The following is a 15901-nucleotide window of genomic DNA, read 5'->3' as shown; positions in this document are numbered from 1 at the left end:
TTGCCAGCCGATTGAAACCAATTGCGCACTTCCCACGTTATGAGCGTGCAAACAAACAGATGGGGCATTCAATCGTGGACGTTATTCGTATTCTTCTTGCCATTTTCCTGCCGCCAGTCGGCGTGTTTCTGCAGGTCGGGCTTGGCCTTCAGTTCTGGCTAAACATTCTATTGACGCTGTGCGGTTACATCCCCGGCATTATTCACGCCATCTGGGTCATCCTGCGCAGATAAGGTTTTCACCCGCGATTAGCGGGTGAAACTCTGTGCGTTTCCGGCATCGACATTGATGATGTTACCAGTTGATTTTGCCGAAACATCCGAGGCGAGGAAGTAGATCGCCTCGGCAATGTCTTCCGGGAAGACATTCAGCTTCAGCATGGAACGCTTGCGGTAATGCTCCTCCAGATCATCGATTTCGATCTTGGAAGAAGCCGCACGCTGTTCGCGCCACTCGCCATTCCAGATTTTCGAACCGCGCAGAACCGCATCCGGGTTGACCGTGTTGACGCGAATACCGGCGTCTGCGCCCTCCAGTGCCAGGCAACGGGCCAGATGGATTTCCGCAGCCTTCGCCGTGCAATAGGCGGAAGCGTTGGGCGATGAGGCCAAGCCGTTTTTGGATGCCACGAAGACAACATTGCCACCCAGATTTTGACGGCGGAACAGGCGGAAGGCTTCTCGTGACACGAGAAAATAACCCGTCGCCAGAATATCGATGTTTTTGTTCCACATGGCCAGCGTTGTATCTTCCACCGGCGCGGACGAGGCGATGCCCGCATTGGACACCAGAATATCGACGCCACCAAACTCGACGCTCGCTTCCACAAAGGCAGACAGCACGGCATCTTCTTTCGTCACATCAAGCTTGACTGTGCGAACCGCATCGGCGCTGAAACGCTTCTCGAAATCGACTTTGGTGCTTTCCAGCGCGCTTTCATCGATATCCGCCAGCACAACGCAAGCACCTTCATTGGCCAATCGCTCCGCTGTCGCACGGCCAATACCGCCAGCGCCGCCGGTGATGAAGGCCACGCGGCCCGCAAGGCTTTTCGGCTTTGGCATACGCTGAAGTTTTGCCTCTTCCAGCAACCAATATTCGATATCGAAAGCTTCCTGTTCCGGCAGGCCCTGATATTCGGACACGGTGGATGCACCGCGCATGACGTTGATGGCGTTGACGTAAAACTCACCGGCAATGCGCGCCGTTGCCTTGTCCTTGGCGAAGGACAGCAGGCCGACGCCGGGAATGAGAAAAATCACCGGGTTCGGATCGCGGATTTTTGGTGAATTGTCGTGCTTGCAGGTTTCGTAATAGCGGGTGTAATCGGCGCGGTAATCTTCCAGCGCCTTGTCCAGACCGGCCACGACAGCATCGACATCCGGCTTTGCCGTGTCGAGATCGAGGATCAGCGGGCGGATTTTGGTGCGCAGGAAGTGGTCTGGGCAGGATGTGCCGAGAGCGCCCAGCGGCTTCAACTCCTTGGAATTGACGAATTCCAGCACCGCATCCTGATCATCGAAATGACCGAGTTTGCGTTCCGCACGACCGATGCGGCCACGGATTTCCGGCATCAGGCGGGCGGCAATGGTGCGGCGTTCTTCAACGCTCAGGCTCTTGGCAACGGCACCGCCGAAAATCGTCTTGCCTTGGGTTTCCGCGGCAAACCACTCAATGGCCTTGTTGATGATATCCAGCGTCAGCTCGTAGCAGGCCTTTGCATCATTATCCCACGTAAACAGGCCGTGGCTTTCCAGCACGACGCCCTTGGAATTCGGGTTTGCCTTGACGAAAGCTTCCAGATCCAGACCCAACTGGAAACCGGGGCGGCGCCATGGCAGCCAGCCGATATCGGCACCGAAAATCTTCTGAGTCAGTTCCTTGGAGTTCTTGGAGGCCGCGATGGCGATGATCGCATCCGGGTGCATGTGATCGACATGCGCGAACGGCACAAAACCATGCAGCGGCGTATCGATGGAGGCCGCGCGCGGATTGAGATTGTATGTGCAATGGGGAAGGAAACCGACCATGCGGTCTTCGTCTTCCACACCCTTATAGATGCCCTTCAGGGCTTCCAGCTTATCGAGATAGAGCGTCGAAAACCCGTCAAGCTTGATGGTGCCGACATCGCCACCGGAACCTTTGACCCACATGACGCGAACTTTTTCGCCCGTCAGCGGATCGGTTTCCAGAACTTTCGCGGAGGTGTTGCCGCCACCGTAATTGGTGATGCGCTTGTCCGCACCCAAGAGGTTGGAGCGATACAGCAGCTTGCCGGGTTCATCCAGCTTGGCCGCATAGGCATCATCCCAGCGATTATCGAGAAGGCGGGTTTTGCCCGTCATGACGTTTCCTCCCATTACTTAACTATCGTGCGCTTCACTCGCGGGCCGCAATGCTGACCCGCCTCCCATTGCACGCAGGTATCGCGCATTCAAAAGCGCAATGTCAATCATAAACGATCATAAATTTTCATTGTGCGCCGCAACATAGAATAATTTGATCGTTCTTGATTGACATTGTAAAGAGTTTACGAATAATTGCGATCAGGAGGACACCATGCACGAACGCGAACGCCATCGCATAATCTTGAGCGCGATACAGGAAAAACCTGTGGTGACGGTGCAGGATATTGCCGAACTGACGGATGCGTCCGAAGCGACAATCCGCCGGGATATCGCGTCTTTGCATGTGCAGGGAAAGTTGCGCCGTGTGCGTGGCGGGGCAGAAGCTGTCCACCCTCCGCAGCTCGGCAATCTGGCCGCACGGCCTTTCCGCGTATCCGAATCGGTCAATATCGATAAGAAACGCGCAATCGCGCGCAAAGCCGTTGATCTCTGTGAGGATGGTGACGCCATTATCCTCAATGGCGGCACCACGACGTTTCAGATGGTGCATTACATGGCCGCCCGCCGTTTGCAGGTCATGACCAATTCTTTCGCCATTGCCGAACATCTGGTCAAACATTCCAAGTGCAATGTCAGCGTTCCCGGCGGCGCGATCTATCGCGACCAGAGCCTGATCCTGTCGCCGTTCGAAAATGATGCGATCCGCAATTTTTATGCGCGCCGCATTTTTCTGGGCGCACAGGGCATCGGTGCACTCGGCATCATGGAATCGGACGCAATGGTCATCCAGAGCGAACAGAAGCTGATGCGCCAAGCCGAAGAGCTGATCGTGATGGTCGATTCCTCGAAGTTCCGCAAACGCTCCAGCCTTATTTTATGCCCACTGGAAAACGTCACCACCATCATCACCGATGAGGGGATTTCAGATGAGGCGGCCCGCATGGTGGAAAATGCAGGCGTTCAATTATTGATTGCCGGTGCCGTGGCTGCGCAAACGCAGCGACCGCCGGATGGGGAGAGTTCCGCTTCGGTTGCTTGAGGAGCACCGCAGGGGAAAATAATGTTCATAACGGGAGGAAAAGGGACATGAAACTTACACGCAGAAAACTCAGCCAGGCTTTGGCACTCAGCGTTGCAATCGGCGTTGCCGGTTTTGGCGGCGTGGCACAGGCGAAAGACATCAAGATCGCGCTCGTCGTCAAGTCGCTCGGCAATGGCTTCTTTGAAGCCGCCAACAAGGGCGCGCAGGAAGCGGCCAAGGAACTCGGCGGCGTCGAGATCATCTACACCGGCCCGACCAGCACCACGGCGGAAGGCCAGATCGAAGTCATCAACTCGCTGATCGCGCAGGGCGTGGATGCCATCGCCATCTCCGCCAACGACCCGGATGCCGTTGTTCCAGCGCTGAAAAAAGCTGCACAGCGCGGCATAAAGGTTATTTCCTGGGACAGTGGCGTTGCACCGGCAGGCCGCATTCTTCAGCTCAACCCATCGTCCAACGCGCTGATCGGCAAGATGTGCCTGCAACTCGCCGCAGCGCATCTGGACGGCGGCAAGGGTGATTTTGCAATCCTCTCTGCCACCACCACTTCCACGAACCAGAATATCTGGATCGACGAGATGAAAAAGCAGCTGAAGGATTTCCCCGGTCTCAATCTCGTTACCACCGTTTATGGGGATGACTTGGCCGACAAGAGCTACCGTGAAGCACAGGGCCTGTTGACCTCGCAGCCAAACGTCAAGGTCATCGTAGCCCCGACCACCGTTGGTGTGCTGGCGGCGTCTCAGGCGGTGAAGGATGCGGGCAAGATCGGCAAGGTTTTTGTCACCGGCCTTGGCCTTCCCTCTGAAATGGCGGGTGCCATCAAGTCCGGTGCGACAAAGGAATTCGCCATCTGGAACCCGATCGACCTCGGCTACTCCGCAACCCAGATCGCCTATCGTTTGGTAAAGGGTGAAACCGACGGCAAGCCGGGTTCGGACATTGCGGCGGGCCGCATGGGCAAGATCAAGGTCGGTGAAAACAGCGAAGCGGCCATGGCCGATCCGTTTGTTTATGACGCGAAGAACATCGATCAGTTCTCGAAGATTTTCTGATCTGACGGTTCTCCCGGCGGCATCGTTCTTTTGAAGACCGTCGCCGGGAGCCCTTCGCCTTAAACCACACACTCGACGTCATCCTCGGGCTTGTCCCGAGGATCTGCGACGTATCGGATTATTCAACGTGAGTAGATCCTCGGGACAAGCCCGAGGATGACGTCGAGTGTGTGGTGTTCTTCTTGCTCAATCACGAGCGCTCAGGTTCGCAGTAAATGACGATGGCTGTAGAAAAAATGACCGACGCGGTAGCGCCTCACGCACAGGTATTGGCGAGCTCCACGCCCATTCTCGAAATGCGCGGCATCAGCCAGATATTCCCCGGTGTCAAAGCGCTGGATGGCGTCAACATCCGCCTTTATGCCGGCAAAGTCACGGCCTTGATCGGCGAAAACGGTGCTGGCAAATCCACGCTCGTCAAAATCCTCACCGGCATTTACCGCCCCAACGAGGGCGAAATTCTGCTGGATGATCAGCCGGTCCATTTCCACAGCGCACAGGATGCCATCGACGCGGGCGTCACCGCCATTCATCAGGAAACCGTGCTGTTCGATGAGTTATCGGTGGGCGAAAACATATTCCTCGGCCATGCGCCAAAAGGTCGTTTCGGACTGATCGACTGGAAAACCATCAACGAAAAATCCCGCGCCCTGCTGGAGCGGCTGGAAAGCAAGATCGACCCGACGATCCGCCTTAAAGACCTGTCGATTGCACAGCGGCATCTGGTGGCCATTGCCCGTGCGCTGTCTGTGGAGGCACGCATCGTCATTATGGATGAGCCGACAGCTGCGCTTTCGCGCAAGGAAATCGACGATCTATTCCGCATTGTCGAAAACCTGAAACGTCAAGGCAAAGCCATCCTCTTCATCAGCCACAAGTTCGATGAAGTTTATGAAATTGCCGAAAACTACGCCGTTTTCCGGGACGGAAAAATGGTCGGTTCCGGAGAGCTTGCGCAAACGCCGCAGGATGAGATCGTGCGCCTGATGGTCGGTCGCGATGTGAAGGACGCCTTCCCCAAACAGGCAGTCAACATCGGCAGCACCGTTCTTTCCGTGCAGAAATATTGCCACGACACCGAGTTCCGCGACATTTCCTTTGATCTGCGCAAGGGCGAAATTCTCGGCCTTTACGGCCTGATTGGTGCGGGACGTTCCGAGCTTTGCCAGTCGCTGTTCGGCATTACCCGCCCGGCCTCCGGTGCGCTAACGCTGAATGGTCAGCCGCTCACCATTCGCTCCCCGGAAGATGCGATCCGCGCCGGTATCGTTTATGTGCCGGAAGAGCGCGGACGGCATGGGCTGGCGCTGGACATGCCGATTTACCAGAACATGTCGCTGCCGTCGCTGGCGCGCACCTCCCGCAAGGGCTTTCTGACTGCGGCCAATGAATTCGCGCTTGCCCGCAAATATGCCTCTCGGCTTGATCTTCGCGCCGCCGCCCTTTCCGTTCCGGTCGGCACGCTGTCCGGTGGCAATCAGCAGAAGGTGGTCATTGGCAAGTGGCTGGCGACACAGCCCAAGGTCATCATTCTGGATGAACCGACAAAGGGCATCGATATCGGCTCCAAAGCTGCCGTCCACGGTTTCATCAGCGAACTGGCGGCAGAGGGGCTTTCCATCATCATGATTTCATCCGAGCTGCCGGAAATTCTCGGCATGTCCGACCGCGCCATCGTCATGCGCGAAGGGCTGATGGCCGGGGAATTTGCCCGGGCCGATTTTTCACCGGAAAAGCTGGTGCGAGCAGCCACGGGTAATGCTTAAAAAGGGCCAGACCATGCAACGTTTTCTCAAAAATCGCGAAGTGCTGCTGGCAGGCATTATCGTGCTGATGATCGCCGGGTTTTCGCTGCGCGCACCCGGTTTCGAAAAGCCGGGTAATCTGGTCAATATCTTCAATGATACGTCGATCCTCATCATTCTGGCGCTCGGCCAGATGGCGGTGATCCTGACGAAATCCATCGATCTTTCCGTCGCCGCCAATCTTGCCTTCACCGGCATGGCCGTGGCCATGACCAATGCCGCCCTTCCGGGTGTCCCCCTGCCCCTGCTGGTCATCATGGCGGTGGCTATCGGCGCGTTTCTCGGTTCCATCAACGGCGTTCTCGTCTGGTGGCTGCGCATTCCGCCGATTGTCGTGACATTGGGTACACTCACTATTTACCGCGGCATGGCCTTCGTTCTGTCGGGCGGAAGCTGGGTCAACGCGCACCAGATGTCACCAACATTCCTGAATGTGCCTCGTACGCCAATCCTTGGAGTGCCTGCACTCTCATGGGTCGCGATCATCATCGTGGCAGGCGCATGGCTGGTGCTGAGCAGAACGTCATTCGGGCGCTCGGCCTATGCTTCCGGCGGCAATCCTGGCGCCGCCGTTTATGCCGGCATTGATGTGGGTCGCACGAGGTTTCTGGCCTTCGTGCTGTCTGGCGCACTGGCGGGTCTTGCCAGCTATCTCTGGGTATCGCGTTACGCCGTGGCCTATGTGGATATCGCTTCCGGTTTCGAACTGGACAGCGTTGCGGCCAATGTCATCGGCGGCATTTCCATCGCGGGCGGCATCGGCTCGGTCGCGGGTGCCGTGCTTGGCGCGCTGTTCCTCGGCGTTATCAAAAACGCCCTGCCCGTCATCGGCATTTCGCCCTTCGCGCAGATGGCGATTTCCGGCATCGTCATCGTTCTGGCCGTGGTCTTCAACGCCCGCGCCGAAGCCAAGAAGGGCCGCATCATCCTGCGTGACAGGGCGGCAACCGATATCGCCAAGGAGGTCTCTGCATGAGCATGACCGCACCGGACACCACAACACCGCGCGTCATTCCCGATAAGCTCGGCACGCCGTTCAAACGCATCATGGCAAGCTGGGAAGTACTGCTTCTAGGCGTTGCGATCCTCATCTTCATCGCCAACTCGCTTGCCTCGCCCTATTTCCTCGATGCCTATAACCTCTCGGACGCCACCTTCAATTTCACCGAAAAAGCCCTGATCGCCTTCGCCATGGCACTTCTGATCATTGCCGGTGAAATCGATCTTTCGGTCGCCGCCATCATCGCGCTGGCCTCGACGGCCATGGGGTATGCAGTGCAGATGGGCGTTGGCACGCCGGGCCTCGTTGCGATAGGCATCGGCACCGGCCTTGCCTGCGGCGCGTTCAACGGCTTTCTGGTGGCAGGGCTAAAGCTGCCTTCCATTGTCGTCACGATCGGCACCATGAGCCTGTTTCGTGGCATTTCCTATCTGGTTTTGGGCGATCAGGCGTTTGGCAAATACCCCGAAGACTTCGCCTATTTCGGCCAGGGTTATGTGTTCTGGGTCATCTCGTTTGAATTTGTCTTGTTCGTCGTGATGGCGGTGATTTTCGCCATCCTGCTGCACGCGACAAACTTCGGCCGCCAGGTCTTCGTCATCGGCACCAATCCGTTTGCCGCACGCTTTTCCGGCATTCCGGTGGAGAAGGTGAAGTTCATCCTCTTCCTGCTAACCGGCTTGATGAGCGGTATCGCCGCCGTCTGCCTCACCTCGCGCCTCGGCTCCACCCGCCCTTCCATCGCCCAAGGCTGGGAGCTGGAAGTGGTGACGATGGTGGTGTTGGGTGGTGTGTCGATCCTCGGTGGCTCCGGCACCATCGGGGGTGTGGTCATCGCGGCCTTTGTCATGGGCCTCGTCACCTTCGGCTTGGGCCTGCTCAACGTACCCGGCATCGTCATGTCGATCTTCGTCGGCCTGTTGCTGATCGTGACGATTGCCATCCCAATCGTCGTTCGCCGTCTTCGCCTTATGAGGTCTTGAGCTATGTCAGAGTTCGAAAAACACGCTTTCAAAATGAAGCTCTTTCCCGGCAAACAGGCTGAGTACCAGAAGCGCCATGATGACATCTGGCCGGAACTTGTAGAGCTTCTGCACGAGGCTGGCGTTAGCGATTATTCCATTCATCTGGACTCGGAAACCAACATCCTCTTCGGCGTTTTGACCCGCCCGAAGAACCATGGCATGGCATCGCTGCCCGATCATCCGGTGATGAAAAGATGGTGGGCGCATATGGCGGATATCATGGAAAGCAACCCGGATAATTCCCCGGTTGTACGTAACCTCGTGACGCTGTTTCATCTGCCATGAGCGCAGCCATCCGCAATATCGCCGTCATCGATATCGGCAAAACCCATGCAAAACTGATCGTGGTGGATGGTGAGACCGGCGAGGAAATCGCCTCTCGAAAAATTGCCAACAGGGTTTTGAGCGGGCCACCCTACCCGCATTACGACATCGAAACGCTCTGGAATTTTATGATCGAAGGGTTGGCGGCGTTTCACGCCCAGCCGGGATATCAGGCGATTTCCATCACCACCCATGGCGCGAGTGCCGTGCTGTTGAATGCAACAGGTGAGCTTGCCCTGCCGGTTCTGGATTATGAACACAGCTATCCAGACGACATTCAAAGGGCCTATGCCGCGCTGCGCCCGCCCTTTGCGGAAACCTTCTCCCCCGCGCTGTCCATGGGGCTGAATGTCGGCGCGCAGTTGCATTATCAGAAAATGGCCTTTGCCGATGCGTTCGGCTCTGTGACCGATATTCTGACCTATCCGCAATATTGGGCCTATCGCCTGACTGGCGTAAAAGCCAATGAATCGACGTCGCTGGGTTGCCACACCGATCTCTGGCAACCGGGCAAAGCCACTTTTTCCAGCCTGCCGGAAACGCTCGGCATCGCCGATCTTTTCCCGCCCGTGCGTTCCGCTTTCGATGCGTTGGGGCCGGTGCTTCCGGAAATCGCAGGCAGGATTGGCATTGCCGGCGATATGCCAGTCTATTGCGGGCTGCACGATTCCAACGCCTCGCTTCTGCCGCATCTGATGGTGCGCAAAGGGCCTTTCTCTGTCGTTTCGACGGGAACATGGGTTATTTGTTTTGGTGTCGGTGCGCCGCTCGAAAAGCTGGACCCGGCACGCGATACGCTCGTCAATGTCGATGCTTTCGGAAAACCCGTGCCTTCGGCCCGCTTCATGGGCGGGCGGGAATTCGAGATGCTGACCGCAGGCCTAACGCCGCTTACACAATCTGAACTCAACGCGGCGCGGCAAAGTGTTCTGGCTGGGAATATTCTCTATCTGCCAAATGCGGTGGAGGGTTCAGGGCCATTTCCGGGTCGCAAAGGTCGGTGGCTGCATGAGCCGCGCAGCGACGCGGAGCGTTATGTCGCCGCATCCTTCTACGCGGCGATGATGACCGCGACTTGCCTTGACCTTGTCGGCCATGCGGAAACGACCATCGTGGAAGGACCGTTTGGGGGGAATGTGCATTTCACGCAAGCGCTGGCTGGGATTACCGGTGGGCACGTCTTGGTGACGGATGGCAATAGCCCATCGGGCACTGCGCTTGGGGCTGCATTGCTGGCAACGCGCCACGCGCCCAGACAGTCCTATCACCCATCGCAGCCGCTTGAGGGTATTTCAGAGTATTATCGGACGTGGCGTGAACTTACGCAACGGCCCGTGTGATCCAGAACCCGCCAACGGAGGCAACGCCGGTCAGCGCCGTTCCCCAGACGATGTCGACAAGACACATCCGCAATGACCAGCCTTTCAACGTGGAAAGGTTGGTCATCTCATAGGTGCCATAAGCAATAAAACCGAGGACCGCGCCGGAAAGCAGCGCCGTGTGCCAGCCGCCGCCATTCAGCGCGGGCATAACAGCGAAATAGACGATGCCGGCGATGTAAAAGAGATAGAACACACCGGCAGCAGTGAGGTTGGGCTTCGGCAGCAAAAGCGGCCCAATCTCGCGTTTGTAGAAACCGGATGCTTTCGAAAGCCAGACGAAATCCAGTCCGAAGAAAACGATGGCCGTGCCGATGTAGGCGACTAGAAATTCCATCGTTCAACTTTCCTTAAATACCCAAAACCGGCTGCACCAGACGAACGAGCCAGCTTTTGAATTTCAGCGGCGCGTCGGTCACGGCAAGGCAGATGCAATCTTCGCCTTCACCCGCAATCGGCTGATGCGTCAAATCCTCGTCTGCCTCTTCGAAATCGCCACGGCGAAAGACGTCTTCTCCATCGCGGAAATAGCCGGAAAGAACGACCGTCAGTTCCCGTCCGCCATGGGTATGTTCCGGCACCGGTTTTCCAGCCGGGATGCGCAGCAACCGGACATTCGCTTCGCCATCGCCGGTGCGAATGGGGAAATGATAGGCACCGGGACCAAGCGGCTTCCATTTCAAGGCGTCCACATCCCCGCCCGCATAAGAGCGAAGAGGTTCCGGCAGCACGGCGGGTCTCGTCTGGTCTTGCGTACCGTTCACTGAGGCATGGTCTGGACGGGCCTGCAACAGCGCCCGCATCTTCTGCCACTCGTCATCAGATGCCGGTTGCGTCGGTTCGATATCGTCCAGCAGCGCGCCGCCCGTCATTTCAAATGCAGCAAGCCGCTGGCGGCTTTCAGGACACAGGGCCAGATGGGTGGATACTGCAAGGCTCCAGCTTTCGCCGAGACTTCCGGATGCGTAGTCCATCAGCAATTCATCACTAACGTGGTGCCGTACACTCATGTGCGTGACTCCAAGGCTGCGCGCAGCTTGGCAAAGGCAAGCCGGATGCGCGATTTGACCGTGCCGATGGGCAGACCCAACTGCTCGGCAATGGCACTGTGAGAAACCTCATCAAAAAACGAGCGTTTCAGAAGATCGAGCTGCTCTTTTGGCAGAAGCGCCAGCGCCCGGTGCAGACGCTCCGCATCCTGCACCTCTTCCATCTGAACATCAGCGGCAGGGGCATCATCCGGCACGAAGGCGGGGTCGTTGATGTCGAATTCGGGGCGCTTGTCCCTGCGGTGGGCGTCTATTCTCAGATTTCTGGCTATTCTGAATATCCACGCCGAGACATTGCCTCGCGCCGGATCAAACAGGGCGGCCTTGTTCCAGACCGTCATCATGGTTTCTTGCATCAGTTCCTCAGCGGCCTGCGCATCACGCACCTGCCGTAACATATAAATCCGCACGCGTGGCCCGAAGTGACGGAAAATCACTTCAAACGCCTCGACGCTACGCTCTGTCGCAACTGCCTTGAGCAATCCCGGACACACGCTATCGATATTGTTCTTGACGGTATCATTCATGCGGATCGGCTTCACTCCGCTTCCAAACAGTTTCACCGCAACCGGATCGTTTCGGTTTCGGCTTATATACTGGCACGCAGGCGCGGCTATGGAAACGTTTATTGTCATGAAACGGATTACGCCAACCCTGCCCTTGTGGATCACTCCGAACAAAAAAATGCGATCCGAGCAATCCGTATGCCCGCCCCGTGCGTATTGTTTGTCATAAAGAAAATGGGACTGCATAATATGGATCTGACGACAGGGACCAACAAACGAGATGCAAAGCGTCGGATTGCCGTCATCGGTTCCGGCATCTCCGGTCTTTCGGCGGCTTGGTTGCTGGATAAATCCGCAGATGTGACCCTGTTTGAATCCGATAGCCGACTGGGCGGCCACGCCAATACGGTTTTCGTGGATCAACCCGGCAAGGCCGCCATTCCCGTCGATACTGGCTTCATCGTCTATAATGTGCGCAACTACCCCAACCTCGTCGCACTGTTCGAACATTTAGATGTGCCGACCGAAGCCTCGGACATGTCCTTTGCCGCTTCGTTGCAGGCGGGCCGTCTGGAATATTCCGGCTCCAGTCTCGGCGGCCTTTTCGGGCAAAAGTCGAACCTGTTTCGCCCACGCTTCTGGCGCATGGTGCGGGATGTGCTGCGGTTTTACAAACAGGCGCCTGCCTTGCTGAACGATGCTTCGTTGCATGGCATGAGCCTTGGCGACTATCTGGATAGGAACCGTTATTCGAAAAGCTTCATCGATGACCATCTGCTGCCGATGGGCGCGGCGATCTGGTCCACGACCGCAGCCGATATGCGTGCTTATCCTCTGCAAGCATTCATCCGGTTTTTTGTCAATCACGGCCTCGTTCAGCTTTCGGATCGCCCCCAATGGCGGACGGTGAAGCGCGGAAGCCGTGAATATATCTCTCGCCTGATTGCGGAGTTTAAAGGCACCATCGTTCTGGATAGCCAGATTGCCGGCATTCAACGCAGCGACGAAGGCGTGAAGGTGCTGGATCGATACGGCCATCTTTCGGTTTTTGACGATGTGGTCATCGCCACCCATGCCGATCAGGCTTTGGCGCTGCTGGCGGATGCGGATGCAGACGAACGTTCGTTGCTGGGTGCCTTCGAATATACCCGAAACGCCGCCGTTCTGCACTCCGACGAAACATTGATGCCGAAGCGCCGTAATGTCTGGTCCAGCTGGAATTATCTGAGCGAGCCCAATTCCGATGGCACGGAACAGTTATGCCTGACCTATTGGATGAACAAGCTGCAAAACATCGATGAGGCGACCCCGCTGTTCGTCACACTCAACCCGTCCCGCGCCATCGATCCCGCCAAGCTGATCCGGGCCTTCGATTATGCGCACCCGCTGTTCAACACCAAGGCGCTGGAGGCGCAAAAGCTGTTGTGGAGCCTGCAAGGCCGGCGCAACACATGGTTCTGCGGCGCGCATTTCGGCAGCGGCTTCCATGAGGATGGCATTCAATCGGGCCTCGCCGTGGCCGAAGCCCTGGGCGGCGTGAAACGTCCATGGACAGTGGAAAACGAGTCCGGGCGGATTTTCCTGAACCCGGAAACGGTGCTGGCACCATGACCCTTCGCTCCGCCATCTACGCCGGTCACGTCGTGCATGCGCGCCACCGCCCTCGTGCGCATAAAATGCGCTATCGGGTTTTTTCGCTTCTGCTCGATCTGGATGAATTGCCACTGCTGGATAAGGGCTTGCGCCTGTTCGGCCATAACCGCCGCGCCGTGTTCAGCTTCCGTGACAGTGACCATGGCGCAGGCGAAACAGGCGGTTTGAAGCGCTGGGTGGGACAGCATTTGGCGGATGCGGGCGTGGCCGTGTCGGACGGCAGCTTGCGCGTCGATATGCTGTGTTATCCGCGCATGTTCGGTTATGTCTTCAATCCGCTGACCGTCTATTTTTGTTATGACCAAAATCAGCTCGTCGCCATTCTCTACGAAGTGCGCAACACCTTTCACGAGCGCCACACCTATATCATCCCAACAGATGCAGAGCAGACCGGAACGGTGCGGCATTCCTGCGCCAAGGAGATGTATGTCTCGCCTTTCGTGCCGATGGAATGCACCTATGATTTTCGCATCCTGCCGCCCAGCGAAAAGGTTCTTGTCGCCATCAACGAGAGCGACGACCAAGGCGCATTGTTATTCGCGTCCTTCGCTGGCGAACGCCGCCCGCTGACAAGCGGCGCACTGCTGCGGGCACTGCTTTCCTATCCGCTGATGACGCTCAAAATCATGGGCGCGATCCATTGGGAAGCGCTGCTTCTTTGGGCAAAAGGCAATCCAATCTACCGACACAAACCCGCGAGCAATCGCATCGCCAGCTCTATCAACGTCAATGACGTTGCAGCGGGCGCACCAATGGGAGGAATGAAAAATGAGCCACGCTGAGCAGGAAACCATTCCCTTTCTCATGGAGGACGCCCCCCTCTGGCAACGTATGCTGTGCCGTCGCCTGACCAACATGCAACACGGGCGTCTGACTGTGTTATTTCCCGGCGGATATGAATATGTGGTGCACGGGCAATATCCCGGCCCGCATGGCGTCATTTCCCTGAACCGCGGCCGCGTTGTGCGCCGGTTGCTGATGGGCGGAAGCCTTGGTTTTGCGCAATCCTACATGGATGGAGATTGGGACACGCCTGATATTGCGACCCTGCTGGAAGTCGCCATTGCCAATGAGAAGAACTGGTCGTCCGTGTCCGAGCCGTCGCGCCTTTTCTCCGCCTTCGCCTATCTTCGTCACCGCCTGCGCCGCAATTCCAAATCCGGCAGCCGCCGCAACATTGCCTTCCACTATGATCTCGGCAACCGCTTTTATTCGGCGTGGCTTGACGAGACGATGACCTATTCTTCGGCTCTTTTCGAGCATCCGGGGCAAAGTCTGGCAGATGCGCAAAATGCCAAATACGACCGCATTGTCGAGCAGTTGCAGATTGGCGCTGATGACCACGTGCTGGAAATCGGCTGCGGTTGGGGCGGTTTTGCAGAATATGCGGCGGCCAAAACGGGATGTCGCATCACCGGCCTGACACTGTCACGCGAACAGGCGGATTTTGCCAAAGCCCGCCTTGCAAAAGCGGGTCTTGCAGACCGCACCGATATCAGGCTTGAAGACTACCGCGATTGTCAGGGCCATTATTCCAAGATCGTGTCCATTGAAATGTTCGAGGCTGTGGGTGAGGAAAATTGGCCCACCTATTTCCGCCGTGTGCGCGAACTGCTGGCGGCAGGCGGCGAAGCCATGGTGCAGGTCATCACCATCGATGAGGAGCGTTTTGACGAATATCGTCGTAACGCCGATTTTATCCAGACCTACATCTTTCCGGGCGGAATGCTGCCTTCCATTACCGCTTTTCGTGAGGCGGCAGCGACCGAAGGATTTGCCGTGCCGGATTTGCTTCGTTTTGGCAAGGATTACGACCACACATTGATGCTGTGGGACCGGGCCTTCATCAACAACTGGCACCGCATCGAGCCGCTTGGTTTCGATGAACGCTTCCGCAGAATGTGGCAATATTATCTGCACTATTGCGCGGCGGGTTTCAGAGCCGGCACGATCGACGTCGTGCAGTTCAAACTGAAAGCGGCTTGAGCGAAAGCTTTTGGGTCCGTCTGCGCAGAGCACAATCTGTTCGTGCACAACGAAAAAACCAATGACCATGGAACTTCGCGAAGACACTCACGTTAGCGTGAGTGTCTTATGTATCAAAGCCGGATGTTGTCGCAAACAAACTCAAGCTTCAGCTCGGCCCACAACGCGGAGAATAGTGTCATGAACCAGATTATCTACATCGTCGGCCTGGTCGTTATCGTGCTCGCCATCCTGTCTTTCTTCGGCTTCCGCTGAACGCGACATTGTGATTGTAAATTTCGGAAGTTGCGAATATTCTCTTTGATGGGAACCATGGCGACGGCTTGATCGTTGACATGGGCTATTAGGGAGGCGTCCGATGAAACCAACAATATGGACAGAGCCAGTCGAAGTGAGTTTCGACACAAATACCAGAAACGTCGTCTCCGGGCCTTTTGATGCCCTTGAGCTGCTGACTGACAATTGGCCGCATGTGCGTGGCCTGACGTTTGTGAGAGCACGAAGTGCGTGCCGTGCAGCGCTGGATGGACGCAAAACGCCCGAAGAAGCCCGCAGATGCTTCGAGGATGCGGTGTCAGAAGCGACGCGTGACAGTTCACATTAAAAAGTTTCAAGCGCCGTGCATCGAAAGAGGCATGGCGCTTTTGCTTGTCGTAATTGCGTACTTAACAGTACGGCATCATCTGTGAGTGCGCATAAAGAAACGGCCCCTTTCGGGGCCGTTCTTTT

The 15901-nt window shown here is 56.8% G+C and carries 16 protein-coding genes; 12 read left to right on the top strand and 4 right to left on the bottom strand.

The window, feature by feature from the left end:
* The first annotated feature begins 74 nt into the window (after positions 1-74).
* Positions 75-233 (top strand): YqaE/Pmp3 family membrane protein, encoded by a 159-nt coding sequence (locus RMR16_RS00495; protein WP_082453484.1) that lies wholly within the window; start codon positions 75-77, stop codon positions 231-233.
* Positions 234-248: 15 nt separating this feature from the next.
* On the opposite strand, the gene RMR16_RS00490 is transcribed toward RMR16_RS00495, so the two are convergent.
* A complete protein-coding gene (locus tag RMR16_RS00490) occupies positions 249-2345 on the bottom strand; it encodes a bifunctional rhamnulose-1-phosphate aldolase/short-chain dehydrogenase (protein WP_320201277.1) in 2097 nt (698 codons plus the stop codon).
* A 214-nt stretch (positions 2346-2559) separates the two neighbouring features.
* Between RMR16_RS00490 and RMR16_RS00485 the strand changes: the two genes are divergently transcribed.
* From RMR16_RS00485 to RMR16_RS00455, 7 genes are all read left to right on the top strand, one after another.
* Entirely contained in the window at positions 2560-3387 is an 828-nt protein-coding gene (locus tag RMR16_RS00485) for a DeoR/GlpR family DNA-binding transcription regulator (RefSeq protein WP_320201276.1), read from the top strand.
* Between the two features lie 47 nt (positions 3388-3434).
* On the top strand, positions 3435-4445 hold the full coding sequence (rhaS, locus tag RMR16_RS00480; protein WP_320201275.1) for a rhamnose ABC transporter substrate-binding protein: 1011 nt from the start codon (positions 3435-3437) through the stop codon (positions 4443-4445).
* 236 nt (positions 4446-4681) lie between these two features.
* The gene (locus RMR16_RS00475; protein ID WP_320201329.1) at positions 4682-6211 is read left to right on the top strand and encodes a sugar ABC transporter ATP-binding protein; all 1530 of its coding nucleotides are present in this window, start codon (positions 4682-4684) and stop codon (positions 6209-6211) included.
* Between the two features lie 13 nt (positions 6212-6224).
* The gene (locus RMR16_RS00470; RefSeq protein ID WP_320201274.1) at positions 6225-7226 is read left to right on the top strand and encodes an ABC transporter permease; all 1002 of its coding nucleotides are present in this window, start codon (positions 6225-6227) and stop codon (positions 7224-7226) included.
* 2 nt (positions 7227-7228) lie between these two features.
* Positions 7229-8233 carry an ABC transporter permease gene (locus tag RMR16_RS00465; RefSeq protein WP_320201328.1) on the top strand — a complete coding sequence of 335 codons (1005 nt, stop codon included), beginning with the start codon at positions 7229-7231 and terminating at the stop codon, positions 8231-8233.
* Positions 8234-8236: 3 nt separating this feature from the next.
* Complete coding sequence (rhaM, locus tag RMR16_RS00460; RefSeq protein ID WP_320201273.1) at positions 8237-8560, top strand: L-rhamnose mutarotase; 324 nt, start codon at positions 8237-8239, stop codon at positions 8558-8560.
* Positions 8557-9939, top strand: a complete 1383-nt coding sequence (locus tag RMR16_RS00455; protein WP_320201272.1) for an FGGY-family carbohydrate kinase — start codon at positions 8557-8559, stop codon at positions 9937-9939. Before rhaM ends, RMR16_RS00455 begins: the two co-directional genes overlap by 4 nt.
* Here RMR16_RS00455 and RMR16_RS00450 read toward each other — a convergent pair.
* From RMR16_RS00450 to RMR16_RS00440, 3 genes are read right to left on the bottom strand one after another with little or no spacing between them, the layout of a single operon-like run.
* Positions 9920-10315: a DUF2177 family protein gene (locus RMR16_RS00450; protein WP_320201271.1), complete on the bottom strand. Its 396-nt coding sequence runs from the start codon at positions 10313-10315 to the stop codon at positions 9920-9922. The genes RMR16_RS00455 and RMR16_RS00450 overlap by 20 nt on opposite strands.
* A gap of 13 nt (positions 10316-10328) precedes the next feature.
* On the bottom strand, positions 10329-10988 hold the full coding sequence (locus RMR16_RS00445; protein ID WP_320201270.1) for a ChrR family anti-sigma-E factor: 660 nt from the start codon (positions 10986-10988) through the stop codon (positions 10329-10331).
* Positions 10985-11554 (bottom strand): sigma-70 family RNA polymerase sigma factor, encoded by a 570-nt coding sequence (locus RMR16_RS00440; RefSeq protein ID WP_320201269.1) that lies wholly within the window; start codon positions 11552-11554, stop codon positions 10985-10987. Before RMR16_RS00440 ends, RMR16_RS00445 begins: the two co-directional genes overlap by 4 nt.
* A 228-nt stretch (positions 11555-11782) precedes the next feature.
* Between RMR16_RS00440 and RMR16_RS00435 the strand changes: the two genes are divergently transcribed.
* The 4 genes from RMR16_RS00435 (at position 11783) to RMR16_RS00420 (ending at position 15776) form a co-directional block, all read left to right on the top strand.
* On the top strand, positions 11783-13144 hold the full coding sequence (locus RMR16_RS00435) for an NAD(P)/FAD-dependent oxidoreductase (protein WP_320201268.1): 1362 nt from the start codon (positions 11783-11785) through the stop codon (positions 13142-13144).
* The gene (locus tag RMR16_RS00430) at positions 13141-13968 is read left to right on the top strand and encodes a DUF1365 domain-containing protein (RefSeq protein ID WP_320201267.1); all 828 of its coding nucleotides are present in this window, start codon (positions 13141-13143) and stop codon (positions 13966-13968) included. Before RMR16_RS00435 ends, RMR16_RS00430 begins: the two co-directional genes overlap by 4 nt.
* A complete protein-coding gene (locus RMR16_RS00425; RefSeq protein ID WP_320201266.1) occupies positions 13955-15172 on the top strand; it encodes a cyclopropane-fatty-acyl-phospholipid synthase family protein in 1218 nt (405 codons plus the stop codon). Before RMR16_RS00430 ends, RMR16_RS00425 begins: the two co-directional genes overlap by 14 nt.
* A 358-nt stretch (positions 15173-15530) precedes the next feature.
* Complete coding sequence (locus RMR16_RS00420; RefSeq protein WP_320201264.1) at positions 15531-15776, top strand: DUF982 domain-containing protein; 246 nt, start codon at positions 15531-15533, stop codon at positions 15774-15776.
* Positions 15777-15901 lie beyond the last annotated feature (125 nt).

Origin of the sequence: Agrobacterium sp. rho-13.3 (assembly GCF_033957765.2) — a bacterium.
GTDB lineage: Bacteria > Pseudomonadota > Alphaproteobacteria > Rhizobiales > Rhizobiaceae > Agrobacterium.
Note: the sequence above shows the minus strand (reverse complement) of the source record. Positions and strands in the feature narration are given on the sequence as shown.